The organism is Hoeflea sp. TYP-13 (assembly GCF_040932035.1).
Classification (GTDB): domain Bacteria; phylum Pseudomonadota; class Alphaproteobacteria; order Rhizobiales; family Rhizobiaceae; genus Hoeflea_A.
In genome coordinates, this window is record NZ_JBFRBB010000002.1 from 859,189 (window position 1) to 884,895 (window position 25,707).

Consider the following 25,707-nt stretch of genomic DNA (forward strand, 5'->3'; position numbering starts at 1 on the left):
CCGGAACCGGCGAAACGATTGCAACTAACCACGAACAGGAAGCCGCCATTTCCTTGTTTAGAGTGAGATGGACGGGATTTGAAGCATTCTAAAGTCGAAACTTCCTGCTGCGCGGCGTTCATGATCGCCGGCCCATCGAAAGCGGCCAGGCCGGGGCCAACAGTCCGCACAGGCGCAAATCTTTTGTACATTACGCCACCTTTCGGCTTATATGACTCCGGCACAACCCGGGCACCGGCCGTTGCTGCCGCTTTCAAACGGGCGAAACGTGCGCCCGACTTGACAGAATCGAACCATCGTTGAAGGTTCTGGAGTAACTATCTGGCCAGCGCTACCGGCCACGGGACTAGAGAGACACTTTGCAGCGTAATCTTCTTCGATATATCTGGAATCATTCGCGAAAGCAGCAGATCTGGATTTTCATTGTGGTCCTGGCATCGATGCCGGTCTATTTCCAGATGCTGCAACTGCCCAAGCTGATCGTCAACGGGCCGATCCAGGGTGTCGGTTTCGACACGCCCAACACCACGCAAACCATCCTGTCTTTCAACCTGCCCTTTTCAGAGTATTTCTTCGGGCAGAGCATAGTCCTTTTCAACGGCGTGCAACTGGACAGGCAGGCAATGCTGATTGTGCTGTGCCTTGGATTTCTGGTCGCTGTCGCACTGAACGGCTGGTTCAAGCTCTATATCAACACGTTCAAGGGCAAGCTTGGCGAAAGGCTGCTGCGCCGGTTGCGATATGAACTGTTCGATCGGGTTCTGCGCTATCCGATCGCCAAGGTGCGACGGGTAAAACCTTCCGAAATCACCAGCGTGATAAAGGATGAGGTTGAACCGCTCGGCGAGTTCTTCGGCGATGCGTTTTCGGCACCGGTATTTCTGGGCGCCCAGGCGCTCACCGGACTGACATTCCTGTTCCTGCAAAGCACCATGTTCGGCGTCATAACGCTGGCAATTGTGCTGTTTCAGGCATGGATCATTCCCCGATTGCGCCGCAGATTGCTGGAACTCGGCCGAATGCGCCAGGCAAGCGCCCGCAAGCTGTCGGGCCGTATCGGCGAATATGTCCAGGGCATGGATGACGTTCACCTGCACGGTGTTTCCAACCGTGCCCGGTCGAATATCTGGGGTATGTTAAAGCGGATTCTGGTCATCCGTTTCGAACTTTACCAACGCAAGTTTCAGGTCAAGTTCCTCAACAACTTCCTTATCCAGTTCCTGGCGTTTCTGTTTTATCTCGTCGGCGGTTACCTCGTAATCACCGGCCGTCTCGACATTGGCGCTCTCGTCGCCTCGATCGCCGCCTACAAGGACTTGCCCTCACCGATTAAGGGCATCATCGATTGGGATCAGAAACGCCTGCTCAACCAGATCCGCTATGAGCAGGCGATTGACGACTTTGCCAGCACAAAAATCGTCAGCAGCGAGCTACAGGCGGACACCGAAAAACCGCCCGCCCCCATCAAAGACGGCTTTGCGCTGGAAGGCGTAACGGTTCTCGATTCTCACGATCAGCCTATCATCGAGAATTTCTCCAACGCTGTGACGCGGCGAGAAGCTGTGGCTATCGTCGGCAGTTCCGATTCCGGGGCAGAACAGGTCGCCGAAATGCTTGCGCGCTTGCTTTTGGCCGGATCTGGCAAAATATCGCTGGACGATCAGAACCTTGAGACTCTGCCGGAAGTCCTGACCGGCCAGCGTATCGGTTACGCCGACAGCAGCACCTTCTTTGCGGGCGGGACAGTCAAGTCCACGCTCGCTGAAACCCTGCCGTTTTCGGGAAAAACACCGCCAATCATCGATTCAGCCAGCTCCGGTGCCGATTTCAAGCATTTTGAAATGGAAAATCTCAACATCAAGCCGGAGACAATGATCGAAGAGGCGGATGCATATGATGAGTTCAGCAACTGGCCCGATGAGGAGACATCACCGCGCCTGCTTTCGATCATGCAAACCGTAGGGCTTTACGACGATATCCTGGAATATGGCCTGTTGCGCAAGTTGGATGACGATGCCGGCGAAGACGTCAAGGCCCGCATCATGGATGCGCGAAGCCGCTTTGCAAGCGACAAGACCACCCAAAAGATTGCGGAAGCCGTCGAATTCTTTGATCCGCAAAAATACAGCCACCAGCTCACAATCGGCGAAAATCTGATCTTTGGCACCCCAGTCGATGACAGTTTCGGTCCGAAAATGCTGCCCTCCAATGTGCTCATACGGAAAATATTGAATGATAATAATCTGTTAGCACCGTTATTTGATGTCGGTCTGGAAATCGCGCGCAACAATATCGAACTCTTTGGCGACCTTGCCGAGGACAGCCTGCTGCTGCAGCGTTCCGGCGGTCCTTCTCCCGAACATCTGCTGGAAATGAAACAGGCGGTTGAGGACCTTGCAGGCAAAACAGCTGCGACTGCGGATTCCAGCCATCTTGAAGCGATGCTTGGTCTGGCATTTGACTACTGTGAAGCCCAAACCCGTTTTGGTCTTGTGGACGAAGGGTTGCAGGAACGGTTGCTGACGGCCCGCAACAAGCTGCAGGAAGCCGTGAAACAACAGGATGGAGACGCAATTGCCTTTCACGATCCGGAACGCTTCAATTCTTCGCTGACGGTTCTCGACAACATCCTTTTCGGGCGCATTGACGCCAGACGCATTGGCGCCCGCGAGCGTGTTCTTAAATCGATCAAGGCGTTGATTGAATCCTGCGGCGTGTCCGATACCGTTTTCAGCATTGGCCTTTCCTTCGACATCGGTACCGGCGGACGCAATTTGTCGACCAACCAGGCTCAAAAACTGAAACTGGTGCGAGCATTGTTGAAAAAACCGGACATTGTTATTTTAAACCGCGCACTTTCGGCTCTCGATGCCAAGGAACGGTTGAAGATCATTCACGATATCGTTTCGATGGAAATTCATGATGGCCAGCGCCAAATGGGTGTTATCTACGTGCCACTTGACAATAACGGTCTGGAGGATTTCGACCGCATCTTGTTGATGGAGCACGGAAGAATTGCCGCGGAGGGGACGCCGGACAAGATTTCCGACCGTCTCGAGTCCGCAGCCCAATAGCAGCAGCACGGAGTTAGCAGGAGGTACTGATGAGCACGCTGAATGATGATGTGGCCATGCTGCGCAAGGTTCCGCTGTTTGAAAGCGTGGATCCCAGCAAACTGAAGCTGATTGCCTATACATCATCCCAACTTATGTTTGACGATGGCGAAGAGGTGTTTTCCCAAGGCTCGAACGGAACATCGGCCTATCTGATCGTCAAGGGTGAGGCGGATATCCTTTCCGATAGCGGCGGTCACCAGGTTGTTGTTGCCGTCCATGGCACCAATGCGCTTTTCGGCGAGATCTCGGCCTTTTGCGATGTGCCGCGCACCGCATCGGTAAGGGCACGCGGCCAACTGACCCTGTTGGAATTGAAACGGGAAAACCTGCTGGAGCTGATCCAGGAGTTTCCGGACGTTGCGATTGAAGTGATACGGGAACTCGCCAAGCGTCTCGCGCTGACGACGTCAGACCTTGCAAATGTTCTCGACAAGCAAAACGCCGCGAAACCCCATTAAGGCAAATTTGGTATAAGTCTCAGACCTGATTGAAATAAACGATAACCGCCAAAATGATGGCATAGGTCAGCTGGTGCACAAGCTGGTCAAAGCCGTGAATGACCCAGTAGTGACGCGTATGCATATCGAGCTTGTGTGCACAATCATAACTTCCCTTTGCATAGTCCGTTGCGTAATGGACGACAAATTCGAACAACAACACCATTGCTATGAGTGTTGCCGACAAACCGCAAAAGACAAGAATGAGCAAGGTCATCACCACGTGTATGCCGGCATGGAGATATCCGCCCCACCGGTTGAAGTGACATTTGCCGGCAATCATAGACGGCCACTGGAGTGTATAATCAGCTAAAAAATGTTTTATCTGCAGGCCAACAAGCGCCCAAAGAAACAACAAGTCCATCAACCCACCCTAATAATACAAGGGCAATGCCCCCTCCCCGTCAACATGAATTGTCCCTGGATTATGGTCAAATGATTTCGGAACAATCAGTTTCTATATATGGAGATGTCAGACAGCTCTGGTCAAGGAGTGCCGAGAGGTGGAGCAGTATTTGTGATTGATTGACAAGACGGCGCCGCTAGACTGCGACGCCGTTTCGCCAGGACTGCCCGATGGATCAGCTGAACATGTCAGCGGTAATGCCGCGATACCATCCTTCCGATTCCTCATAGGTTTTCTTGCGCAGTGCCTCATCTTCGCCGGTCTGTGAAATGAACTTGCTCGTGGGCTCGATCTTGTCAGACCCGGCCGTGTAGTTCGCACCCACCTTTACGCCGTCATTGGTTGCGATCAGGCTCCAGCACGTATTGGCAAAGCGCGGGTCGAATACCTTTGAACCGGTCAGTTCACCGCGGACGGCGTTGGCGACAACCTTGGCCTGGCTATTGGCAGAAAACCCGGATTTGGGCATCGCCGACGCAACCGAAGCATCGCCCAGAACATGGATATTGGGGTCGGCTTTCGAAGCCATGTTGGCCGGATTGACCGGAGCCCAGTCGCCATCGGTAACGCCGGCTGCCGCCGCGATCGAGCCGGCCTTCTGCGCCGGAACAACCGAAGCAGCATCGGCCTTGAACATATCCAGGTCCGTTTCGATTTCCATGGTTGAAGGATTGACGTTAACGATGCCGCCGTGAATATCCGGGGCGATCCATTCGACCATGCCGGGATAGTGTTTTTCCCAACCCTCCTGAAAAAGGGCCTGTTTGGAAAATTTCGGCTTTGGATCGAGCACGATGATTTTGGCGGTCGGGTTCTTCTGCTTGAGAATATGCGCAATCATCGAGATGCGCTCATAGGGGCCCGGCGGGCAGCGATAGGGATTGGGCGGCGGCACCATGACGAACGTGCCCCCTTCCTTCATATTCTCCACCATCGATTTGAGCTGTTGAACCTGGGTTCCCGATTTCCAGGCATGCGGCATGGTGCCCTGGGCCTCAACCGAGTAACCCGGAACGCTGTCGTATTTCATGTCAATGCCAGGTGACAGGACGAGTTTGTCGTATCCGAGAGATGCTCCGGACGCGAGTGTCACTTTCCTGGCAGCCGGGTCCACTGCCGAAGCCCAGTCATGAACAACGTTCACGCCATGGTTCGATGCAAGCTGATCATATCCGTGCCCGATGGAGGCATAGTCACGGAAGCCGCCCAGGAACAAATTTGAGAAAAAGCAGGTATAGTAGCGTTTGGACGCTTCGATGAGGGTTACATCCACCGCCCCTTTGCTGTCCTTTGCGATGTATCGGGCAACCGTTGCGCCACCGGGACCACCTCCGATTACCACAACCTTTGGCTTTGCCTGCCCAAGACTAATGGCCGGCATCGCCACTGTCGCGGCGCCGACACCCGAAAGGGTTAGAAAATGTCGTCTGTTGATGTTCATGAAATTTCCTCCCGATTAAATTCAGTTATCGCCAGCGGTGCCGAAATAGGCAGCCAGGGCGGCCATCTCTTCATCTCCCAATTGTGCCGTCACGCTCTGCATGACCGGGTTTTCACGCACCTTGGTCTTGTATTCATAGAGTGCGTGAATGAAGTTCTCCTTGGGCCAGCCGACGATGGATGGAATGCCGTCATCCTGGCCCGAAAGCCGGTGGCAGGTAACGCATTCGCCGGAAATGTACTCACCGTATTCCCGATCTCCCTCGAGCGCCGCTGCACTTTGACCCAGCAGCTCGATGAAATAGCTCGTCTCGCCTCGTGTCGCCTTCCCGTCCATGTCGAAACTGGCCATCCATTGGATAAGATTTTCCCTCTGGCCGGCATCCTTTAATCCGGCAAACCCCATGCGCGTTCCCTTGATGAATGCGCGTGGTTTTGTCAGATATTCGGACAGGTTTTCGATGGACCAGACCAGTTTTTCCTGGCCCGCCACCTTCATGGCACTGGAATAGCGGTAGTCATCCAATGACGCGGCACTACGGCCAACAATACCGTTGAGGTGTGGCCCAACCTTGTTGCGTGCATCCTCGCCAATAGCATGACATGCGACGCATTTCTTGAACGTCTTACGCGCTGCTTTCTCATCAAACGCCAGACCCGGCGAATTGAGTGCAATCAGTCCGCCAAGAAACGACAGCGCCATTATTGCAGACCGTTGTATCGACAACAGATGATTACTCAAACCGGCCTATCCCTCCCTTGGCCCAGGCCTGACGGTATTGTGGCTGGTATTGTTTTTTGTTCCCGTCGGCTACCGTTTCAATCGGCAATCCATGTCATTATGCCACGGCTAATGTCGCTACCCCAAAACCATCGGGATTATACATTCAAACATTCGAATATATCAAGTGGATTGTATGGTAACGGTTCCGAGCGTCGAACTACCGCACGGCAATACCGTCCAAAATTATCCTCGTACAACGCTCTGCCAATGCGTCAACGGAGTGCCTTGATGGCTCATACCATTCGACGGTCCAGTTCAGCGCTCCAAGCAGAAATTGCCGCAACGGCACAATGCTGACATCGGCCCGCAGCGCCCCTGCATCCCGCGCTTCTCTAAGGACATCTTCCCATACGGCTACATATGCTTGCCGCAGCGGGCGATGCCGTGCTCTGATTTCCTCCGGCAACTGGCCGTAAATCCGGATGTTGGCGGACGTGAACTCGCTACGCGCAAGCAAGAGACGCAAATGCGCATGAACAAGGGTGGCGATCCTGGTTCGCTGATCGGCGTCGCTACCCAATGCCGCAAGGGATGCCTGCACCCCTTCATGGATGTCACGCAGTCCCATATCCAGAACTTCGTCGAGTATCTCGTCCTTGGAGTTAAAGTGATAATAGATAGATCCGGCTTTCATTCGCGTGACTGTGGCTATGTCGCGCAAGGTTGCGGCGCCATAGCCCTTGTCCCGGAACAGACACGCAGCGGCCCTTAAGATCTCGTAGCGCGTACGGTCCGATTTTCGCCGCATCTCCTGCGCGGGCGCCGGCAAAACATCCGCTCCATCCAGATACCCGACTGTCCCGGTTCCGTGATGGCGCATAATGCCATTGAGGATGACCCTGGTCGCCCTGTCGGCAAACACGTCTATCGGAAACTGCTCCTCGTCATACCATTCGACACTCCAGTTCAGAGCACCTACCAGAAACTGGCGGAGCGGTCTGATCTTGATGTCAGGGCGTATTGCACCGGCTGCCTGCGCCTGACGGAGAAGCTCCTCCCACAGGTCGGAAAAGCGGCGGCGGGCCGGCCTGTGTTTTTCCCGGATCGATTCCGGCAACTGACTGTAGATGCGGATATTGGCAGATATGAAATCACTGCGCACAAGGAGTTCGGACAGGTGGGCGTAAACCGCTGCCCCGATCCGCGCTTCGTAGCCGCCATCTTTTCCGCACTTTACAACAGCGTCGCGGACGGCGTCGTGCATTTTGCCGACTCCCTGATCGAGAATCTCGATGAGGATTTCGTCCTTGGAATTGAAGTGGTAGTAGATGCTGCCGGCTTTCATCCGGGCAGCATCCGCAATGTCCCGCAGGGTCGCCGCCGCATATCCGCGGTCACGAAAAAGACATGCGGCTGCATAAAGGATGCTCTGTCTTGTCCGGTCCCGTTTGGAACGGGTGCTGTCATCAAACTGATTCAGTGCGGTGGTGGACATACAGCCCCTTTTGTCACCAGATATGCTCTGGACAAATACTTAGCAAATAGTCATATTTCTAACAACCGTTTGAAAAAAGACCGCGGATACTCTCGCCTGGGCAGCGTATTTTCCTAAACAGAAATAGGCTCAAACAATTCAAAGGTATGCAGATGAGAGGACTGAAAGGAAAGAGGGTTATCCTTACCGGCGGCGGCAGCGGAATCGGCGCAGCCACGTGCCGCAGATTTGCAGAGGAAGGCGCCCATGTCTTCGTCTTTGATCTTGATGGAAATGCAGCACGGGAAACAGCTTCTGCAATTCAGCAAGGTGGTGGAGAGGCCGGCGCCTTCGAAGTCGATATCACAAACAGGGATGCCGTTTTTTCAGCGGTCGAAGATGTTAGCGGCGGCGGCCCCGTCGACGTCCTCGTGAACAATGCCGGCTGGGACCGGCTGGTACCATTTATCGAATCGGACACGGATCTGTGGACCAGGGTCATTGACATTAACCTCTACGGCCCGCTCCACATGCACCATGCGGTATTACCGCTGATGAAGAAGCAACGCCACGGACGGGTCGTGAACATTGCCTCCGATGCAGGGCGTGTCGGCTCTTCCGGAGAAGCGGTCTATTCGGCCTGCAAGGGCGGTATCATTGCTTTTACCAAAACCATGGCGCGCGAACTCGCCCGTTCCGGCATTCAGCTCAATGCGGTGTGCCCCGGGCCAACCGATACCCCGCTATTTTCGAGTTTTGCTGAAGGTGAAACCGGCGACAAGATCAAGACCGCACTCGAAAAGGCAATTCCCATGGGCCGGCTTGCACAGCCGGGTGATTTTCCGGGAATTGTGTGTTTCCTCGCCAGCGATGACGCAGGCTTTATCACCGGTCAGACCATATCGGTTTCCGGCGGCCTGACGATGAGCGGCTAACGCCGATTGCTCAGACCGGGCAGTCCGGATCGAATTTCGGATCGCGCTTTTCTACCAGCGAGGCAAGTCCCTCGCGCACATCCGGCCCCATGAAGCCGAGCATCTCCAACGCCGTCGACGTATCGAATATCGGACCGGCGGACCGCAGCCAATTGTTGAGCGCATATTTTGTCCAGCGGATGGCGCTTTGCGAGCCGCTAGCAAGGTCCGTTGCTATGCCCAGAGCAGTCTCCTGCAGCTCTGCGTCATCGACGCACAGGGAGACAAGGCCGATGCGTTCGGCCTCTTCGCCTGTCAGCGGCTTGCCGGTCAGCAAATGATATTTCGCCTTCGCCATTCCGCACAGCAAAGGCCAGATGATCGCGGCGACATCGCCGGCGGCAACACCAAGACGCGGGTGACCGTCAACGATGCGGGCGGCCTTGCCGGCTACCGAGATATCGGCAAGCAGCCCGACAACCAGGCCAGCCCCCGCTGCCGGGCCGTTGATCGCGGAAACGATCGGTTTGTTGCAGTTGATGATGTTGTAGACGAGGTCTTTAGCCTCCTTCCACACGCGCATCAGCGTATTGTAGTCATTGGCGATTTCCTCGATGAGCTTGAAATCGCCCCCGGCGGAAAACGCTTTGCCCTCGCCAGTGACAATCACCGCATTGATACCCGGATCCTTGTCGATATCACGCCAGATCTCGGTAATCTGGGAATGGGTCTCGCCATCGACGGAGTTGAAGCTGTCCGGATTGCTGAACGTGATGCGCAGCACCCTTTCGGCCGGCTCGTCGAGCTTGAGGTTTGAATAGGCCGCATAACGCTCGGTCATTGAGATATCCTTTAATGTGTCCGGCTCCAGGCTCAGGCAGAACCGGAAAACGCCGAATCCTGGCTGTTCTCTCCCTCTGTCCGCACATGATCGGTGAATTCGGCCAGTTTCGGGTAATAGGCCGCATAGGCCTTCAGCATTTCATCCATCGGCGCATCCTGGAACACACCTCTGTCGTTGACATATTCCATATGCCGCCGGTTGTCCGTGTCGAATTCATGGAAAAGCGCATCCGCGGTACCGTCGAACTCGAGCGGCTTCACGCCGAAACGTTCGCAAAGCTCGATGTTGAAGGCGGGTGTGACCTTGAAGGACCGATCCCCAAGCCAAAGCTGGACATAGCCGTGGTAAAGAAAAAGATCGGACTGCATGAGCTCGGCAAGTTTCGGAGAATTGAGGTGGTTGCGCACATCGGCAAAACCGACTGCCGCCGGAATGCCCGCCGCCCTCAGGCAGGCGGTCAACAATATGGCTTTCGGCACACAGAACGCAGCTTCGAAACCTGTGATCGTGCTTGCCACATAGTCATCCGCCCTCAGCGAAAACGCGTAAGGATCGTAACGGATGTCGTCCCGTACCGCGTAAAACAGCCTCACTGCGCGGGCAGTTTCGGTATCTTCGCCGAGCCCGGACAGTGCGCGTTGCGTGAAGGCACGCACCTGCGACGAATTGCTGTCGACGTAATGGCCCGGAAGCAGAAAGCCTTCTTTTTCGGCCGCCGATCTTGTCGTTATGTTGTCCACGTCAGTCCTCTCGGTGTTTGATTGAGTGCTGATGATAATCTAACAAACGTTAGATTATTTGGATCATTTTCCGCTGTCAATCCGCTGCGATATGCCTGTACAGGTCAGGAAAAACTCCAGGGAACGCGCCTGAAAAGGGTCAAACTCTCGCCGCTTCGAAAAAAAACTAACATTCATTTGTTTTTTGTGTACGATCCCGGCGCGCTGAATGGGAGGAGTGAATGATGTTTCAAAATTCAATCGAGGCCGGCCAGACAACAGTCTACAGATTGTTTCGTTCACAGGCGCTCATTGCTCCAGGCTCCCCCGCCATCAAATATGGCGATGCCATCCAGACCTACGGCGAACTGCTTGCACGGGCGAACAGACTTGCTAATGCCCTGCAGGCAAACGGCATAGGCAAAGGTGATCGCGTTGCCATACTATCCCACAACAGGCCTGAATATATCGAACTTGAACTTGCTGCGGCTGCGCTTGGCGCAATCGTATGCTGCTTGAACTGGAGACTTGTCGAAGACGAGCTGGCCCACTGTATTTCGCTGGTCGCTCCAAAGCTCGTGATTGCCGAAGAGGAATTCACTTCGGATCTCGGCAAGATCACCGACGTTCCGGTTCTTGTCATCGGCAAGGACTATGAGGACAGGCTGGCATCCGCATCCGACGATACGCCCGATACAAACGTCGAACCCGAAGACGGCCTTATCATCCTCTATACCAGCGGCACCACCGGCCTTCCGAAGGGAGCGGTCGTCAGCCACCGCGCCATGATGGCGCGCGCCTTGCTTTTTACCTCCGAACTGGCCCTGGCGACCGATGACGGATTTGTCGCCTGGGCACCGCTCTTCCACATGGCTTCCACCGACCATGCTCTTGCGACTCTGATGCGCGGCGGACTGGTGATTGTTGTCGACGGCTATCAGCCTGACGCAATGATCGAAGCAATCGAAAGCCACAGCATCGGCTGGCTGGTCCTCATCCCTGGCATGATCGAAGGCTTCATCGACGCCTGTAACAAGGCCGCTATAAAGCCGCGCGGTATACGCATATGCGGTGCAATGGCCGATCTGGTGCCGCCGCAGCAAATCGCCGAGATCACCAAAATTCTCGATACGCCCTATGCCAACTCTTTCGGCGCAACGGAAACCGGCCTTGCACCGGCATCGCGTGGCAGGATCGAGCCGGGCGACATTCCGGAGCGGCTTTCAAAACAGCAGACCGCCTTTTGCGAGGTGCGTCTCGTCAATGCCGGGGACGAGGATGTGGCCGACGGCGATCCCGGCGAGATGGCGCTGCGCGGACCGACGCTCTTTTCCGGCTACTGGAACGCCGACGAGGCAAATGCAGAATGCTTCCGCGGCGGCTGGTTTCATATGGGGGATATGTTCCGCCGCAATCCCGACGGCACGCTGGATTTTGTCGACCGGGCGAAATATCTCATCAAGACCGGTGGCGAGAATGTCTATCCGGCCGAGATCGAACGGGTGCTGCTTGCTGACCCGGACGTCACCGATGCCGCCGTCGTTCGCACCGGCGACGACCGCTGGGGCGAGGTGCCGATCGCGTTCGTATCCCGCTCCTCCGAAAGCGTGACCGAAGAAAGCCTGATGGCCAAATGCTCGCAGTCGCTGGCACGCTACAAGCTGCCGCGCGAGATCCGCTTTATCGATTTCGACGATTTTCCCCGCTCCACCAGTGGCAAAATCCAGCGCCATCTGCTTGAACAGACGCTGAAAGATCCTCAATGATGCACAGGCTGCAAATGCAGCGCTGAAAGGAAATAGGAATGCCGAAAGTTACTGTCGGTGACCACGAACTGTCATACAGCTTCAACAGCGTGGATACCCGCGATGACGGCCTGACGCTGGTGCTCGTTCATGGCGCCGGTGGCCAGCTCGCCGACTGGCCCGTTGCATGGCGCAGCAATGCCGACATGACGCGGCTTGTCGGACTGACGCCCAAGTCCCACGATGGCGGACTGGACAAGTTTCCCGTCTACGCGGTGGACCTTCCGGGCCACGGTGAATCCGGCGGAGCAAGCCAACGCTCCGTTGACGCCTACGCACAGGAGATTGCCGGGTTCATGGATGCGATGAACCTGAACAACGTTTTCCTAATCGGCCATTCCATGGGCGCAGCCATAGCCCTCACCCTTGCCGTCGGGCACAATCCACGACTTGCCGCCATTTCCATGATCGGCGGCTCAAGCAAACTGGCGGTGAGCCCGGCGATCCTCGACGGCTTGCAAAACGCGTTTGAACCGACCGTCGACAACATCATCAAATATTCCTGGCACAAGAACACGACGGACTTCTTCAAGCAGAAGGGCCGCCAGCGGATGATCGAAGCCGGTGCCGACGTCGTCTACAACGACTTTTTCGCCTGCAGCCAATACGACCTTTCCGACCGTCTCGGCGACGTCGAAGTCCCTGTACTGATAATCGCTTCCACGGGTGACAGAATGGTACCGGTCGATATGAGCAAGGAAATGGCTGGTGCGTTCAAACGCGGCAACTGCATTGTTCTGGAAGACTGCGGGCATTTTCAGCATATCGAGCAGACCACCCGTGTTGCCGATGCACTGACAGGCTTTCTGAACGGGGAACTTGCCGGATAGAAACAGATACGTCTGGCACGATAGTAACATCGACACCACCGGCAATGAGGGGGTCCGTGACAAGTCTGGTATTTATGCAGTCCGACGGGTTTGAAGCCGTCAACCACACTACGTTTTTCCCGCGCCGAACGAGATCGGTCAGCTTTAGTCCGGTTTCCTGTGGTCCGCCATTTGCGAACACGTATTGCGCTTCCCGCCGTGCCAGTTCCATCAACGGCCCGGCGACGGGATCATCAAACAGGATAACGTCCGCGCCCTGCAAGGCACGCGCCGCCCTTATCGTCAGCAGGTCCGGATCGCCATGCGCCGATCCAACGACGGTGACACGTCCCTGCCCCAGGTCGCCCTCCTCCGGAATTGTGTCCAGTGCGGAAGCCAGCTCCGTCTCATCGCTGCTGCACTCCCCGGCAAAAGCCAGATCGGAAAAACGTTCCCAGAACAACCGTCTTTGTATGCCGGGCTGCAGGCGGGCGTTGATTTGCCCGCGCAGGCGCTTTGCCAGAGCAGCCCAGCCGGAAAGCGCCGGTGGCAGCAGCGTTTCGATACGCCGACGGATCGCCTGACCAAGAATCGGCGCTGCACCATCGGTCGATATGCCGATGACTGCGGGCGAACGGTTTACGATGGAACCAAACTGGAAATCGCAAAAGCGCGGCCGGTCTATGATGTTCACCGGAACACCGGCGTCGTGGGCGGCACATCTTATCGCCTGTGCCTCTTCGTTCGTTTCCGCGTCGGCGACGACGACCGCCGCCTCCGCGAAACATGCCGACATCCAGCTTCGTTGGCGGATGGTCACCCTGTTCGATGCGATTGATCCGGCCAACCGTCGCACCCCGACAGACGGATCCGGGGAAAACACCTCAACGCGCGCGCCGGCTGCCGCAAGCAGTTCGGCTTTCCACGCCGCCGCTTCGGAACCGCCTACGACGACAGCACGTTTTGCGTTCAGGTCGAAAAAGACCGGCAGCACGGCAAGCGGTTGTATGCGGGCGGGCAAAGGGCGGTCTGCTCGCAATTCAGGACTGGCGGGCAGCGACGGGTGGCTGGGCATTGATAATTCCTTGAATTTCAGCACGGCAGGAGCCGCAGCTGGTTCCGGCACCGAGTGCCGTGCCAATGGCATCGACATCACCGCAGCCGGAGGCGGCAGCCATTGCGATCTCGTTCGCGCCGACCGACAGGCAGGAACACACGACGGGTCCGGGATCGGGGCGATCCGCGCTAGGTCTTCCGGCAACCACGCGAAAACGGGCGCGCGGATCGTCAAAGGAGGTCATCAACTCTTCAGTCATGTGAACGCGCGCAACGTCCACTGGCCGAAGAGAAAAGAAAAACGCTCCTTCAAGGCGTCGGCCGTCGAAGAAGGCGATGCGCGCCGTCCCGCCGGCCTCATCGAAATAGGTCAGCATTTCCATCTCGGCTGTCGATGCAATCATCATACGAGCGTATTCGGCAATGTCCGCCATCGGCTCCGCGCGTGCGAATTCGACCCGCCATCCTCCATCGGCGCGTGCCATGGCCCAATAATCCAATCCGGTATCGACCGGCGGCGCGGCGCAAACGGCAAATCCAAAAAGCGCCGCATGCATCGGTGTCACGCACACGGTCGCATGTTTCAATGCCGGCTGGCCCGACACAAGATCGATAACCGACGGCACCAATGCATTCACCCTGCCCTTCGCCGCGAACTGATCCGTCCAGTGCATCGATGCAAAGACCGAACCGATGCGCTGGCGCTCGGAGATATGGACGCGGGCGACCATCTCGCCGTGCTCATTTTGGATACGCGCGAGATCACCGTCATTCACACCGATATCGGCAGCGTCCTTCGGATGTATTTCGCAATGCGGCTCGCTCGTATGGCCGGCAAGACGCGGACTTTTGCCGGTGCGGGTCATGGTGTGCCACTGGTCACGCAGCCGCCCGGTATTCAATGTCAGCGGATATTCGTTGTCGGCACGCTTCGGCCTTTCAAACGCAACGGCGACGAACTGCGCCTTGCCATTAGGCGTGTAGTATCCACCATCGGCAAAAAAACGCTTCTCCGGTTTCGCATTATCCGCCGCCAGAGGCCACTGAAATGGCCTCATTTGCGCATACGCCGCATCGCTGATATCGCCATGAGCGCCAACATCAAGATCGCGGGTGCCGGCGTTTTCAAAACCCGTTAGTGCCGCATATTCGCGATAGATCGCTGCCGGGCTGTCATAGGCGAACTCCTCGGCAAATCCCATGCGCGTGGCGACCTGCGCCACCTGCCACCAGTCCGCACGTGCCTTTCCGGGTGATGGCAGAAAAGCGCGCTGGCGTGAGATCCGGCGTTCGGAGTTGGTGACCGTGCCGTCCTTCTCGCCCCAGGCAAGTGCCGGCAGCTTTACATTGGCGTGGCGCATGGTGTCGGTGTCGGATACCACATCGGAGACGACCACGAACGGGCACGATTGCAGCGCCGCTTCCACCGCATCCGCATCCGGCATGGAATCCGCTGGATTGGTGGCCATGATCCACAACGCTTTGATCCGCCCCTCGCCGACGGCCTGAAACAATTCGACCGCCTTCAAACCTGGTTTTGCGGCAAGGTTCCGCGCACGCCAGAAACGACCGACAATGTCGCGATCCACCGCATTTTCGATGTCCATATGGGCCGCCAGCATATTGGCAAGACCGCCCACTTCGCGCCCGCCCATGGCATTCGGTTGACCGGTGACCGAAAACGGCCCGGCACCCGGCCTGCCGATCCGGCCGGTTGCCAGATGGCAATTGATAATGGCGTTGACTTTGTCGGTGCCGATTGACGACTGGTTCACACCCTGACTGTAGACGGTGACCGTTTTGTCGGTTTCGGCAAAGAGCCTGTAAAAGGCCTCGATTTCCGTTTCAGACAGGCCGGTCTGGTCGGCAATTGTCTCAAGGGAAATTGACTGGGCCGAAGCCATTGCCCCATCAAATCCCTCGGTGTGCCGTTCGATGTAGGCAAGATCGAGATTTTGCGTTTCGGCCAAATATGCCAACAGGCCACCGAAGAGCGCCGCGTCCCCATCCGGTGCGATCGCCAGGTGCATATCGGCGATATGCTCAGTCATCGTGGCACGCGGGTCGATCAGCACGACCCGCATTTCAGGCCGTTCTGCCTTGGCCGCCTGCAGGCGCTGGTATAGCACCGGATGGCACCAGGCGAGATTCGAGCCGACAAGCACCACCAGGTCCGCCAGTTCAAGATCCTCATAGGTTCCGGGCACCGTGTCGGAGCCGAAGGCGCGGCGGTGACCGGCAACGCTCGAGGCCATGCACAATCGCGAATTCGTGTCGATATTGGCCGAGCCGATGAAACCCTTCATCAGCTTGTTGGCGACATAGTAATCCTCGGTCAAAAGCTGGCCGGAGACATAGAACGCAACGCTGTCCGGACCGTGCTCGGCAATTGCTTCGGAAAACCGCTCGGCGACGAGATCCAGTGCCTCGTCCCAATCCACCCGCTGGTCATCGATTTCCGGATAGAGAAGCCTTCCTTCAAGACCGATTGTCTCACCGAGGGCCGATCCCTTGGAGCACAGCCTGCCGAAATTGGCCGGGTGTTCCGGGTCGCCGCTTATCTGCGTACCGCCATCGTCATCCCTCTTCGCCAGAAGGCCACAGCCGACACCGCAATAGGGACAGGTGGTTCTCGTAGTGGACAGGTTCGGCTCAGTTTCCGCCGTCATCACCCCTCCCCGATGCCCAACAGGACCGTTTCGCCGTCCAGCCGCACCGGAAACGGCGAGGTTGCCCCTTCATCGGCACCCTGCGCCTTGCCTGTCTCGAGCGATATCACCCAATTGTGTAAGGGGCACGTGACGCAGCCGTCGTGGACAATGCCCTGGCTCAGCGGGCCTTTCTTGTGCGGGCACTTGTCTTCGAGTGCGAAGACGCGATCGTCGGCCGTGCGGAACACCGCAATCGTCATATCACCGTTCTCAACACAGCGCGCGCCGCGCCTCGGAATGTCGTCAATCGAACCGATTGCGACCCAGCTTTTTGTCATCGCGTTCATTGCGCGGCCTCCATCGTCACCGTTGCCATTGGCCGGAATTCTTGCTTGTCGGCTCCCGAAACACGCTCTGACCACGGATCGACCTGTGCAAATTTCTGAGAGAACACGAACCGGTCGAAATAGGCTTGCCGCTTGTCCGCATCTTCCATGATCTGGCTGCGGACCTCGTCGTAGCCGACGCGCTTTGCCCACTTGTAGATGCGTTCCAGATAACGCCCCTGCTCGCGGTACATCTGGACGAGCGCGACGATGTATTCCAGCGCCTCGTCCTCGGTCTTCACGAGGCCCAGCACCTCGGTTCCTTTGATGTCGAGACCGGCGGCGCCGGCAAAGTGGATCTCGTAGCCGGAGTCGACACAGATCACGCCGACATCCTTACAGGTCGCCTCCGCGCAATTTCGCGGACAACCGGAGACTGCCAGTTTCACCTTCGCGGGCGTCCATGAGCCCCACATGAATTTCTCGAGCCGCACGCCAAGCCCGGTCGAATTCTGCGTGCCGAAACGGCACCAGTCGGAGCCGACGCAGGTCTTCACCGTGCGCAGTCCTTTGGCGTAGGCATGGCCGGAGACGAAACCCGCCTTGCCAAGCTCTTCCCAGACCGCCGGCAGATCGTCCTTCTTGATGCCCAGCATGTCGATGCGCTGGCCGCCTGTCACCTTGACGGTCGGAACGTCGAAACGGTCGACGACATCGGCAATGGCGCGCAATTCAGCAGCGCTCGTCTGTCCGCCCCACATGCGCGGCACGACCGAATAGGTCCCGTCCTTCTGGATGTTGGCGTGAACCCGTTCATTGATGAAGCGAGACTGGTAGTCGTCGGCATATTCGTCCGGCCAGTCGCAGACGAGGTAATAGTTCAAAGCCGGGCGACACTTGGCGCAGCCGCAGGACGTTTTCCACTCAAGTTCCTGCATGACGGCAGGAATGGTCTTCAGATCCTTCGCCTTGATCAGCCGGCGCACATCGTCATGGCCGAGTTCGGTGCAATTGCACATGGGCGAAACCGCCGCCGGATTGTAATTGTCGCCGAGGGTCAGCGCCATCAGTTGTTCGACCAGACCCGTGCAACTGCCGCAGGACGCCGAGGCCTTGGTATGCGCACGCACATCGTCCAGCGACGTTAGGCCCTTTTCGCTGATCGCACCGGTAATCGCGCTCTTGCAAATGCCGTTACAACCGCAGATTTCCGCATCATCCGGCAGGGCTGCAACGGCCGCCATAGGGTCTGCGGAAGCGCCCCCCTGATAGGCCTGACCGAATATGAGCGTATCGCGCAGCTCGCTGATATCGGTCTCTTTTTTCAGAAGATCGGCGAACCACGCACCGTCTGAGGTTTCCCCGTAGAGGACAACACCGATGATCCTGTTGTCGCGCAGCACCAGCCGCTTGTAGATCCCGGCGCAGGCATCGCGCAGCACGATCTCCTCGCGATCCTCGCCTTCAGCGAAATCGCCCAGCGAAAAGAGATCGACGCCCGTCACCTTCAGCTTGGTCGGTGTATCGGCATGCAGGAACGCCTCCGTCGGCACGCCGGCCAGATGGCCGGCGGCGACCCTTGCCATTTGATAGAGCGGCGCGACGAGGCCATAGACCTGGCCATCCACTTCCGCGCATTCCCCGAGCGAATAGATATCCGGATCGCTGGTGCGCATGCAGCCGTCGACGACGATGCCGCGATTGACCTCCAGCCCCGCATCGCTGCCAAGCGCTGAGTTTGCCTTGATGCCCGCAGCCATTACCACGAGAGACGCCGGTATGACGGTCCCGTCGCTGAGTTCAACGCCCTCCACATAGTTGCTGCCGAGAATCGCCTTGGTGTTGGCATTGGTGATGATCTTGATGTCCCTGCCTTCCAGCTCCTGCTGCAGCAGGTGGCCTGCCGCCGTGTCGAGCTGGCGCTCCATCAGCGTCGGCATGAGGTGCAGGACGGTGACGTCCATGCCCCGCTCCTTTAGCCCAGCCGCCGCCTCAAGGCCGAGCAGCCCGCCGCCGATCACCACCGCCTTCTTGCGCGCCTGTGCGGCCAGAAGCATAGCGTTAACATCGTCCAGATCGCGATAGGTCAGGACGCCAGGCAGATCATTGCCAGGCACGGGGATGACGAAGGGAACCGATCCGGTCGCGATCACCAGCTTGTCGTAGCTCTCGGTGACATCGTGGTCCGAGGTGACCGTCTTCGCCGCCCTGTCGATGCCGACGATGCGGTGGCCCTTGTAGAGCGTGATGCCGCGCTCGATGTACCAGCCATCGCCGTGGATGACGATTTCCTCGAAGCTCTTTTCGCCCGAAAGGACCGGTGACAGCATGATGCGGTCGTAATTGACGCGCGGTTCCGCGTTGAAGATCGTGACGTCATAGGCATCCGGTGCTTCGTCGAACAGATGCTCCATCATCCGCCCGGGTGCCATGCCGTTACCGATTATGACGAGTTTCTTTTTCATTGCGCCGCCTCCATGGGGTCTCCGTTTTGTCGCGCGATGCGCGCCGCCCGCTTCTGCTTGATCGATTCAAGCTGTGCCTCGTCGGGATCGGCACCGCCCTCATAGGCTTCAAGAAAATCGAGCAGTTCTTCGCGATAGGCGTAATAGTCGGGATGGGCCATCAGCGCCTTGCGAGACCGCGGGCGCGGCAGATCGACATCCATGATGTTGCCGATCCTGGCATTCGGCCCATTCGACATCATCACCACGCGGTCGGCCAGCAGGATCGCCTCATCGACGTCGTGGGTTACGCAGATCGCCGTTACCTGTGTGCGTTTCCACACATCCATCAGCACATCCTGCAGCTCCCAGCGGGTCAGACTGTCGAGCATGCCGAACGGCTCGTCGAGCAGCAGCAGCTTCGGCGAAAGGGCAAAGGCCCGCGCTATGCCCACACGCTGTCTCATGCCGTTCGAAAGATCCGCTGCCGGCCTTTGCATCGCATCCCCAAGTCCGACCTTTGAAAGGTAATATTCGATGACATCGCGCTTCTCGTGAGCACTCGCATCCGGATAGACCTTGTCGACGCCAAGCTCGACATTCTCGTAGGCCGTCAGCCAGGGCATCAGCGAAGGTGCCTGAAACACGACCGCCCGTTCGGGACCGGCTTTGGTAACGTGGGTTCCGTCGAGAATGATGGAGCCCCTGGTGATCTTGTTGAGCCCTGCCACCATCGAAAGCACCGTGGATTTACCGCAGCCCGAATGCCCGATGAGCGTAATGAACTCGCCCTTGCGCATTTTGAGATCAAATCCGTCGACGACCGTCAGCGGCCCTTTTGGCGTCGGATAGACCTTCTTCAGCTGGCTGAATTCGAGAAAACGCTCCTCGTTCCGGCTCTCGGCAGCACGCGCATAGGCTTTCGGCAATTCCGATTTCTGCGTGATCGGCACAATGTTCGGAAGAACGATATCGCGGGCCGCATCGGTGCCACGCTCTGCACCGACATCCATCAGATATTTGGTGATCTCGGAGCGAAGGCGGATGAACTCCTCGTCATGGTTCATCGCACCGCGTTCACGCGGCCTCGGCAGATCGACGATGAATTCTGTACCGAGCGTGGCGCTCGGCCCGGGGGTCAACGGGATGATCCGGTCCGCAAGCAGGATCGCCTCGTCCACATCGTTGGTGACGAGAACGATGGTCTTTTTTTCCTGCTGACTGATCTCGGCGAACTCGTCCTGCAGCTTGGCGCGGGTGAGCGCGTCCAGAGCCGAAAGCGGCTCGTCCAGAAGCAGAACTTCCGGCCGCATGGCGAGGGCCCGGGCGACAGAGACGCGCTGGCGCATGCCGCCGGAAAGCTCCGAAGGCCGCCTGTCGCGTGCATGCGAAAGGCCGACCATCTCGATATATGTGTCTGCTATTGCCCTGCGCTCGCTGCCCGGCTTGTCGGCAAACACCGTATCCACAGCCAGGCTGACATTGCCTGCCACCGAAAACCACGGCATCAGCGAATAGGACTGGAAAACAAGCGCTCTTTCGCGGCTGGGGCGATCAACCTCCTTGCCCCTGAAGATGACGCCGCCCTCGTCCGGCCGGATCAGCCCGGCAAGAAGCGACATTAGCGTCGTCTTGCCGGAACCGGAGAAGCCGACAATTGCTATGAACTCGCCCTCTTCGACCTTCAGGTTCACATTGGTAAGCACGTCGTTGCGGCTCGCGCCCTCGCCATAGTGCTTCGAAAGGCCTGATATTTCGAGAAATGACATTACGCACCCCTTACCGGTTCGTCGAGAAGGTGAAGGCGCGCTGCAGCGCATACATCAGCCGGTCGAGCATGAAGCCGATAAGGCCGATGGTCAGGACCGCCACCATGATTTTCGAAAGCGACTGGGAAGACCCGTTCTGGAACTCGTCCCAGACGAATTTTCCAAGCCCAGGATTCTGCGCCAGCATTTCGGCGGCAATCAGCACCATCCAGCCAACGCCCAGCGACAGGCGCAGCCCGGTGAAAATGAGCGGCAGAGCCGACGGAAGGACAACCTTGGTGATGGTCTTGCGGGTCGGGAGTTGCAGAACGCGCCCGACATTCATCAGGTCCTTGTCGACCGACGCAACGCCGAGCGCCGTATTGATCAGCGTCGGCCAAAGCGAGCAGAGCGTCACCGTGACGGCCGAAACCACCAGCGACTTCGGAAAGGCATCAACCGGATCGATATAGAGCGCGGAGACAACCATCGTGACGATCGGCAGCCAGGCGAGTGGTGAAACCGGCTTGAAAATCTGGATCAGCGGGTTGATCGCGCCGTTGAACGCCTTGGATAGTCCGGACGCGATGCCCAGCGGCACGGCGATGAGCGTCGCGATCACGAAGCCGAGGCCGACGGTCTTCAGCGAGGTCAGGATCTGATCGAAAAAAGTCGGCTTACCCGTATAGTTCCGCCATTTGACCTTGTCGCTCTTGCCCGCCGCCTCGAGCTTGGCGTTGCGCTCATCCTGCCGCTCAAAGAAGGCTGCCGCCTTTGCCCGCTCGTTCCTGTGATCCTCGACGAGGTTCAGCGCCTGCTCCCATACCTGAACGGGGCCGGGAATGGCGCCAAGCGATGTCTGCACCTTCGGCGCAAGCACGCCCCAGGCGGCCAGGAATACAAGGATGCCGGCCAGCGGAATGATGAGCGCGCGCCGCAGTTCGACAATTTGTTCGCGCGGGTTGTCGCCGGCCGCCATCTTCAAAAGCGGCACCAGCCAGGAAAAGCCGAGCGCATCGAGCCATCCGGCTGCACGGTTGATCCAGGTAAACAGGCGCTCGCGCCGCTCCGAACGCTGTTCGTCGATGGTCGGGTTGCTCGTGGTCATGTGTCTCTCTTTCTGACCCTTGAATTCCGGTTCCGCAGGCGACCGAACGCATCCGGCCGCCTGCTTTTCTCACGAGGGTATCTGCTCAGCCGCCGACAATTTCCGATCCGTTGACGGTCTGCTTGCCCTTCAGGCCGATCGGCAGTGAATTGATGTATTCGTTGGGTGTGCGGCCGTCATAGGCGATGCCGTCGATGATGTCGGCCGCAGGCGTCGGGTCGCGGTAGCCGTCCGTATCCCACGGAAAATCCGCCTCGGACACATGGCCCTCTTCGACCAGCGCGCGGGCTGCCTGCAGGTAGATGTCCGGCAGGTAGACCGACCTTGCGACTTCGTCGTACCAGCTGTCTGGCTTTGCTTCGGCAATCTGTCCCCAGCGGCGCATCTGCGTCAGATACCAGACGGCATCCGAATAGTAGGGATAGGTCGCGTAATAGCGGTAGAAGACGTTAAAATCCGGCACCGGGCGCGCATCGCCCTTTTCGTATTCGAACGTGCCGGTCATCGAATTTGCGATCACTTCCGGGTCCGCTCCGACATATTCGGGCCGCGACAGGATTTTGACCGCTTCCATGCGGTTGGCATTGTCGTTTTCATCGAGCCATTTGGCGGCGCGGATAAGCGCCTTGGTCAGCGCGATGGTCGTGTTCGGGTTTTCCTCCGTAAACTCCTTGCTGAGGCCGAACACCTTTTCAGGATTGTTCTTCCAGATTTCGAAATCGGTGATGACCGGAACGCCGATGCCCTTGAAAACCGCCTGCTGGTTCCACGGCTCGCCAACGCAATAGCCGTGGATCGTGCCGGCCTCGAGGGTTGCAGGCATCTGCGGCGGCGGCGTTACCGAAAGCAGCGCGTCGGCCTTGATCTGACCGGAAACATCCGTCGGCGAATAAAAGCCCGGATGAATGTCTCCGGAGGCAAGCCAGTAGCGCAGCTCGTAATTGTGCGTCGAGACCGGGAAAACCATGCCCATGTTGAACGGCCTGCCCTCGGCCTTGAACTGCTCGACAACCGGCTTCAGGGCGCCTGCCTTGACCGGGTGGACCGGCTTGCCGTCGTCGCCGACCGGAATGTTCGGCTTCATCATTTCCCAGACTTCGTTGGAAACGGTGATGCCGTTGCCGTTGAGATCCATCGAGAACGGCGTGACGATATGCGCCTTGGTGCCGAAGCCAATGGTGGCTGCAAGCGGCTGGCCGGCCAGCATGTGCGCACCGTCGAGCTCGCCGGTAATGACCCGGTCGAGCAGCACCTTCCAGTTGGCCTGCGGCTCCAGCGTGACGAACAGGCCCTCATCCTCGAAATAGCCCTTCTCATAGGCAATCGCGAGCGGCGCCATGTCGGTGAGCTTGATGAAGCCGAATTTCAGCTCGTCCTTTTCAACGTCGAGCATCTCGGCCTGCACGGCGGGCGCGGCAGCCATCGCCGACAGCACCGCGATAGCACCTGCAAGCAACTTTCGGGTGGTCATTTCGGTTTTCATGTCAGTCTCCGGTTGGACCGTTGGGAGGGACGGTCCTGATCCCCGTTGAACGATTTGACGGCCGCCAGCCTGAACACCTGCCCGATGAGCCCCGAACATGGGTTTTCGGCCGGCGGCCTGTCCCGGAGCACCTTCCCGGCGCCCTCGTGACGGTCCCCTCTGGACCTGCCCCTTCAACTGCAAGCGGCGTGCCAGTTTGAAACTGAAGATTTTTATTAAGGTATTTCAGATGGTTATGAGAAAAAGCACCAAATCAGGCCCGGAAGGCATGATCGACGGATAAGTGAAAATTCAGGCATCAGGCTCAATTTTTGTGCAGCGCACAAGAAGTGGGCAGTATTGTCAAACCTTTGACAATTCGCGCTCGACCTTGCGCAGAAATTCCGCCCGGTCTTCGTTCGACGCGTGGTCCATATCGTAGAGCTGCAGCCAGCGCATGCGGCAGGTCGGATGAAAAAGGATGCGCAGGGCGCGCATGATCATGTTGCGCCCCGGATCGCGGACCAGCCGCAGCCACCATCTTGGCGAACCCGATGTGGTGATCACCTGGAAAAACCGGATATTCTTGAGCCCGCCGATAATCCTGCTGTCCTCCTCCGGCGCCACCTCGAAGGCGACCCCCGGAAGCAGAACCCGCTCCATCCAGCCTTTCAGCATCGCCGGCGGGCCGTACATCCAGGTCGGATAGATCAGCACCAGCCCCTCGGCCCATTGCAGCGCTTCGACATGGCTCTTCAGCGCCTCGACATTCTTTTCAGGCTCGTTGAAATAGGTGAGCCACTCCTCGCGTCCCAGTGCCGGATCGAACCCATCGCGGTAAAGATCGATTGCGCGGATCTCGTGCCCGCGCCCGGCAAGCGTGGATTTGGCGCATTCGTAAAGCGACGCGGCATTGCTTTCCTCATAAGGATGACAAAAGACAATCAGTATCCGCACGTCCCCTCCTCATGTGAAACAGCCCATTTCAATTATCTAAGAATCGACTGGCCGGTCTCTACTAAAGCCGGAATTACATGACATGTCATCCCGCTCAGATGGCAGCAACCACAAACCGGCCTAGCCGTCCGGCTCCAACCCGCAGGCGCGCAGGAACAGTGCCGTCACATCGGCGATGATGCGGTTCTCGTCAATCGGGTGGTCTTCGCCGAGATCGAGCATGAAGCGGACCTGCGCCTCGTAATCGGCAAAATGCTGGGTCACGGCCCACATCTCCATCTGGAAGAGATAGGGATCGACGGGCTTGATCTTCCCGTCGGCGATCCACGACCGCATGATGTCGGCGGCCTTTTCGACCGATTCCCGCGATGCCGACCAGTGACGCTTCAGGATCGGCGCGCCCCGCGCCACCTCGTTGGCGAAAAGGCGGCAGAGCTTCGGTTCGGCAAGCGCGTGCCTTACCTTGATGGCGATATATTCCGAGATGACGGTCTTTGGATCGTCCGACTGGATCGACAGGAAGAACTGATCCTTCCACTTGTCGATGATGAAGAGCAGCGTTTCCTCGTAAAGCTCCTCCTTGGAAGAAATGTAATAGTGGAGCTGCGGTTTCGACAGGCCGGCGCGCCTGGCGATTGCCTGCGTCGAGGCCCCGACAAGGCCGTTGGCCGAAAATTCCTCAATTGCCGCCTCGTGGATGGCCTGGCGGATTTTCTGACGTCGGTCGAGAACTTTTTCACGGGCGCTCATGGTTTCTCCGGCAGGTAGGCAGTCGCTTCGACTTCGATCAGGATTTCGGTGCTCGGCATCATACCGCTGACCTCGACGACGGTCGAAACCGGCGGCTCTTCCGGGAAGAACAGGCCGCGCACTCGGCTATAGTTAGGAAAATCACGCAAGTCCTTGAAATATTGTACGAGTTTAAAAACGTCACTCATCTGCCCGCCGTTCAATTCAATCATCGAACGGATGCGGTCGAGCACATACCAGCTCTGCGCCTTGATCGGACCTTCCTTGAAATCGACGGAAAATTCGCCCGTTTCGCCAAGTGCCGCACGGGCGGCATCGGGCAGGTCTTCATAGCCTGCAACGATCCGCTTCGTATCCGGATCGACGGCAATGACGCCGGACATGAAGATGAAATCGCCCCGCCGCTTGAAGGCGGAATATCGGGCCAGCGGTTTGGCTATATCGTCGGCCACGAAAA

The 25,707-nt window shown here is 57.8% G+C and carries 21 protein-coding genes; 5 read left to right on the forward strand and 16 right to left on the reverse strand.

Annotation, left to right across the window (positions count from 1 at the left end):
* Positions 1 to 359: 359 nt before the first annotated feature.
* Together ABVT35_RS14255 and ABVT35_RS14260 are read left to right on the forward strand one after the other, a co-directional pair.
* Positions 360 to 3,074, forward strand: coding sequence for an ABC transporter transmembrane domain-containing protein (locus ABVT35_RS14255; RefSeq protein ID WP_368467253.1), 2,715 nt, complete (start codon positions 360 to 362; stop codon positions 3,072 to 3,074).
* A 29-nt stretch (positions 3,075 to 3,103) separates the two neighbouring features.
* Positions 3,104 to 3,574 carry a cyclic nucleotide-binding domain-containing protein gene (locus ABVT35_RS14260; RefSeq protein ID WP_368467254.1) on the forward strand — a complete coding sequence of 157 codons (471 nt, stop codon included), beginning with the start codon at positions 3,104 to 3,106 and terminating at the stop codon, positions 3,572 to 3,574.
* A gap of 19 nt (positions 3,575 to 3,593) precedes the next feature.
* Here the strand turns inward: ABVT35_RS14260 and ABVT35_RS14265 are convergent, their stop codons facing one another.
* From ABVT35_RS14265 to ABVT35_RS14280, 4 genes are all read right to left on the reverse strand, one after another.
* The gene (locus ABVT35_RS14265; RefSeq protein WP_368467255.1) at positions 3,594 to 3,977 is read right to left on the reverse strand and encodes a DUF3307 domain-containing protein; all 384 of its coding nucleotides are present in this window, start codon (positions 3,975 to 3,977) and stop codon (positions 3,594 to 3,596) included.
* A 217-nt stretch (positions 3,978 to 4,194) separates the two neighbouring features.
* Positions 4,195 to 5,460 carry an FCSD flavin-binding domain-containing protein gene (locus ABVT35_RS14270; protein WP_368467256.1) on the reverse strand — a complete coding sequence of 422 codons (1,266 nt, stop codon included), beginning with the start codon at positions 5,458 to 5,460 and terminating at the stop codon, positions 4,195 to 4,197.
* Positions 5,461 to 5,481: 21 nt separating this feature from the next.
* Positions 5,482 to 6,201 (reverse strand): c-type cytochrome, encoded by a 720-nt coding sequence (locus tag ABVT35_RS14275; protein WP_368467257.1) that lies wholly within the window; start codon positions 6,199 to 6,201, stop codon positions 5,482 to 5,484.
* Positions 6,202 to 6,400: 199 nt separating this feature from the next.
* Positions 6,401 to 7,678: a TetR family transcriptional regulator gene (locus ABVT35_RS14280; protein ID WP_368467258.1), complete on the reverse strand. Its 1,278-nt coding sequence runs from the start codon at positions 7,676 to 7,678 to the stop codon at positions 6,401 to 6,403.
* Positions 7,679 to 7,830: 152 nt separating this feature from the next.
* Here ABVT35_RS14280 and ABVT35_RS14285 point away from each other — a divergent pair, with 152 nt between their 5' ends.
* Positions 7,831 to 8,592: a glucose 1-dehydrogenase gene (locus tag ABVT35_RS14285; protein WP_368467259.1), complete on the forward strand. Its 762-nt coding sequence runs from the start codon at positions 7,831 to 7,833 to the stop codon at positions 8,590 to 8,592.
* A 10-nt stretch (positions 8,593 to 8,602) separates the two neighbouring features.
* On the opposite strand, the gene ABVT35_RS14290 is transcribed toward ABVT35_RS14285, so the two are convergent.
* Together ABVT35_RS14290 and ABVT35_RS14295 are read right to left on the reverse strand one after the other, a co-directional pair.
* Positions 8,603 to 9,412, reverse strand: coding sequence for an enoyl-CoA hydratase/isomerase family protein (locus ABVT35_RS14290; protein WP_368467260.1), 810 nt, complete (start codon positions 9,410 to 9,412; stop codon positions 8,603 to 8,605).
* Between the two features lie 32 nt (positions 9,413 to 9,444).
* Positions 9,445 to 10,155, reverse strand: coding sequence for a transglutaminase family protein (locus tag ABVT35_RS14295; protein ID WP_368467261.1), 711 nt, complete (start codon positions 10,153 to 10,155; stop codon positions 9,445 to 9,447).
* 221 nt (positions 10,156 to 10,376) lie between these two features.
* Between ABVT35_RS14295 and ABVT35_RS14300 the strand changes: the two genes are divergently transcribed.
* Positions 10,377 to 11,900, forward strand: coding sequence for a class I adenylate-forming enzyme family protein (locus ABVT35_RS14300; protein ID WP_368467262.1), 1,524 nt, complete (start codon positions 10,377 to 10,379; stop codon positions 11,898 to 11,900).
* 38 nt (positions 11,901 to 11,938) lie between these two features.
* Complete coding sequence (locus tag ABVT35_RS14305; RefSeq protein ID WP_368467263.1) at positions 11,939 to 12,769, forward strand: alpha/beta fold hydrolase; 831 nt, start codon at positions 11,939 to 11,941, stop codon at positions 12,767 to 12,769.
* Here ABVT35_RS14305 and ABVT35_RS14310 read toward each other — a convergent pair.
* From ABVT35_RS14310 to ABVT35_RS14355, 10 genes are all read right to left on the reverse strand, one after another.
* Positions 12,654 to 13,823 (reverse strand): NAD(P)-dependent oxidoreductase, encoded by a 1,170-nt coding sequence (locus tag ABVT35_RS14310; RefSeq protein WP_368467264.1) that lies wholly within the window; start codon positions 13,821 to 13,823, stop codon positions 12,654 to 12,656. The genes ABVT35_RS14305 and ABVT35_RS14310 overlap by 116 nt on opposite strands.
* Positions 13,789 to 16,473, reverse strand: coding sequence for a molybdopterin-dependent oxidoreductase (locus tag ABVT35_RS14315; protein ID WP_368467265.1), 2,685 nt, complete (start codon positions 16,471 to 16,473; stop codon positions 13,789 to 13,791). The genes ABVT35_RS14310 and ABVT35_RS14315 overlap by 35 nt, the downstream gene beginning before the upstream one ends.
* Positions 16,473 to 16,802, reverse strand: a complete 330-nt coding sequence (gene nirD, locus ABVT35_RS14320) for a nitrite reductase small subunit NirD (RefSeq protein ID WP_368467266.1) — start codon at positions 16,800 to 16,802, stop codon at positions 16,473 to 16,475. Before nirD ends, ABVT35_RS14315 begins: the two co-directional genes overlap by 1 nt.
* Entirely contained in the window at positions 16,799 to 19,246 is a 2,448-nt protein-coding gene (gene nirB, locus ABVT35_RS14325; protein WP_368467267.1) for a nitrite reductase large subunit NirB, read from the reverse strand. The genes nirD and nirB overlap by 4 nt, the downstream gene beginning before the upstream one ends.
* A complete protein-coding gene (locus ABVT35_RS14330) occupies positions 19,243 to 20,994 on the reverse strand; it encodes an ABC transporter ATP-binding protein (protein ID WP_368467268.1) in 1,752 nt (583 codons plus the stop codon). The genes nirB and ABVT35_RS14330 overlap by 4 nt, the downstream gene beginning before the upstream one ends.
* Positions 20,995 to 21,004: 10 nt before the next feature.
* Positions 21,005 to 22,081 carry an ABC transporter permease gene (locus ABVT35_RS14335; protein ID WP_368467269.1) on the reverse strand — a complete coding sequence of 359 codons (1,077 nt, stop codon included), beginning with the start codon at positions 22,079 to 22,081 and terminating at the stop codon, positions 21,005 to 21,007.
* Between the two features lie 85 nt (positions 22,082 to 22,166).
* Entirely contained in the window at positions 22,167 to 23,504 is a 1,338-nt protein-coding gene (locus ABVT35_RS14340; RefSeq protein WP_368467881.1) for a CmpA/NrtA family ABC transporter substrate-binding protein, read from the reverse strand.
* A gap of 402 nt (positions 23,505 to 23,906) precedes the next feature.
* On the reverse strand, positions 23,907 to 24,500 hold the full coding sequence (locus ABVT35_RS14345; protein ID WP_368467270.1) for an NAD(P)H-dependent oxidoreductase: 594 nt from the start codon (positions 24,498 to 24,500) through the stop codon (positions 23,907 to 23,909).
* A gap of 120 nt (positions 24,501 to 24,620) precedes the next feature.
* Positions 24,621 to 25,250, reverse strand: a complete 630-nt coding sequence (locus tag ABVT35_RS14350) for a TetR family transcriptional regulator C-terminal domain-containing protein (RefSeq protein ID WP_368467271.1) — start codon at positions 25,248 to 25,250, stop codon at positions 24,621 to 24,623.
* A complete protein-coding gene (locus tag ABVT35_RS14355) occupies positions 25,247 to 25,702 on the reverse strand; it encodes a RidA family protein (protein ID WP_368467272.1) in 456 nt (151 codons plus the stop codon). Before ABVT35_RS14355 ends, ABVT35_RS14350 begins: the two co-directional genes overlap by 4 nt.
* Between the last annotated feature and the right edge of the window lie 5 nt (positions 25,703 to 25,707).

Coding starts and splice junctions, on each gene's coding strand:
- ABVT35_RS14260 (WP_368467254.1), top strand. CDS start 3,104: ATGAGCACGCTGAATGATGATGTGGCCATGCTGCGCAAGGTTCCGCTG.
- ABVT35_RS14265 (WP_368467255.1), bottom strand. CDS start 3,977: ATGGACTTGTTGTTTCTTTGGGCGCTTGTTGGCCTGCAGATAAAACAT.
- ABVT35_RS14270 (WP_368467256.1), bottom strand. CDS start 5,460: ATGAACATCAACAGACGACATTTTCTAACCCTTTCGGGTGTCGGCGCC.
- ABVT35_RS14280 (WP_368467258.1), bottom strand. CDS start 7,678: ATGTCCACCACCGCACTGAATCAGTTTGATGACAGCACCCGTTCCAAA.
- ABVT35_RS14285 (WP_368467259.1), top strand. CDS start 7,831: ATGAGAGGACTGAAAGGAAAGAGGGTTATCCTTACCGGCGGCGGCAGC.
- ABVT35_RS14290 (WP_368467260.1), bottom strand. CDS start 9,412: ATGACCGAGCGTTATGCGGCCTATTCAAACCTCAAGCTCGACGAGCCG.
- ABVT35_RS14300 (WP_368467262.1), top strand. CDS start 10,377: ATGATGTTTCAAAATTCAATCGAGGCCGGCCAGACAACAGTCTACAGA.
- ABVT35_RS14305 (WP_368467263.1), top strand. CDS start 11,939: ATGCCGAAAGTTACTGTCGGTGACCACGAACTGTCATACAGCTTCAAC.
- ABVT35_RS14310 (WP_368467264.1), bottom strand. CDS start 13,823: ATGCCCAGCCACCCGTCGCTGCCCGCCAGTCCTGAATTGCGAGCAGAC.
- ABVT35_RS14315 (WP_368467265.1), bottom strand. CDS start 16,473: ATGACGGCGGAAACTGAGCCGAACCTGTCCACTACGAGAACCACCTGT.
- nirD (WP_368467266.1), bottom strand. CDS start 16,802: ATGAACGCGATGACAAAAAGCTGGGTCGCAATCGGTTCGATTGACGAC.
- nirB (WP_368467267.1), bottom strand. CDS start 19,246: ATGAAAAAGAAACTCGTCATAATCGGTAACGGCATGGCACCCGGGCGG.
- ABVT35_RS14330 (WP_368467268.1), bottom strand. CDS start 20,994: ATGTCATTTCTCGAAATATCAGGCCTTTCGAAGCACTATGGCGAGGGC.
- ABVT35_RS14335 (WP_368467269.1), bottom strand. CDS start 22,081: ATGACCACGAGCAACCCGACCATCGACGAACAGCGTTCGGAGCGGCGC.
- ABVT35_RS14340 (WP_368467881.1), bottom strand. CDS start 23,504: ATGGCTGCCGCGCCCGCCGTGCAGGCCGAGATGCTCGACGTTGAAAAG.
- ABVT35_RS14350 (WP_368467271.1), bottom strand. CDS start 25,250: ATGAGCGCCCGTGAAAAAGTTCTCGACCGACGTCAGAAAATCCGCCAG.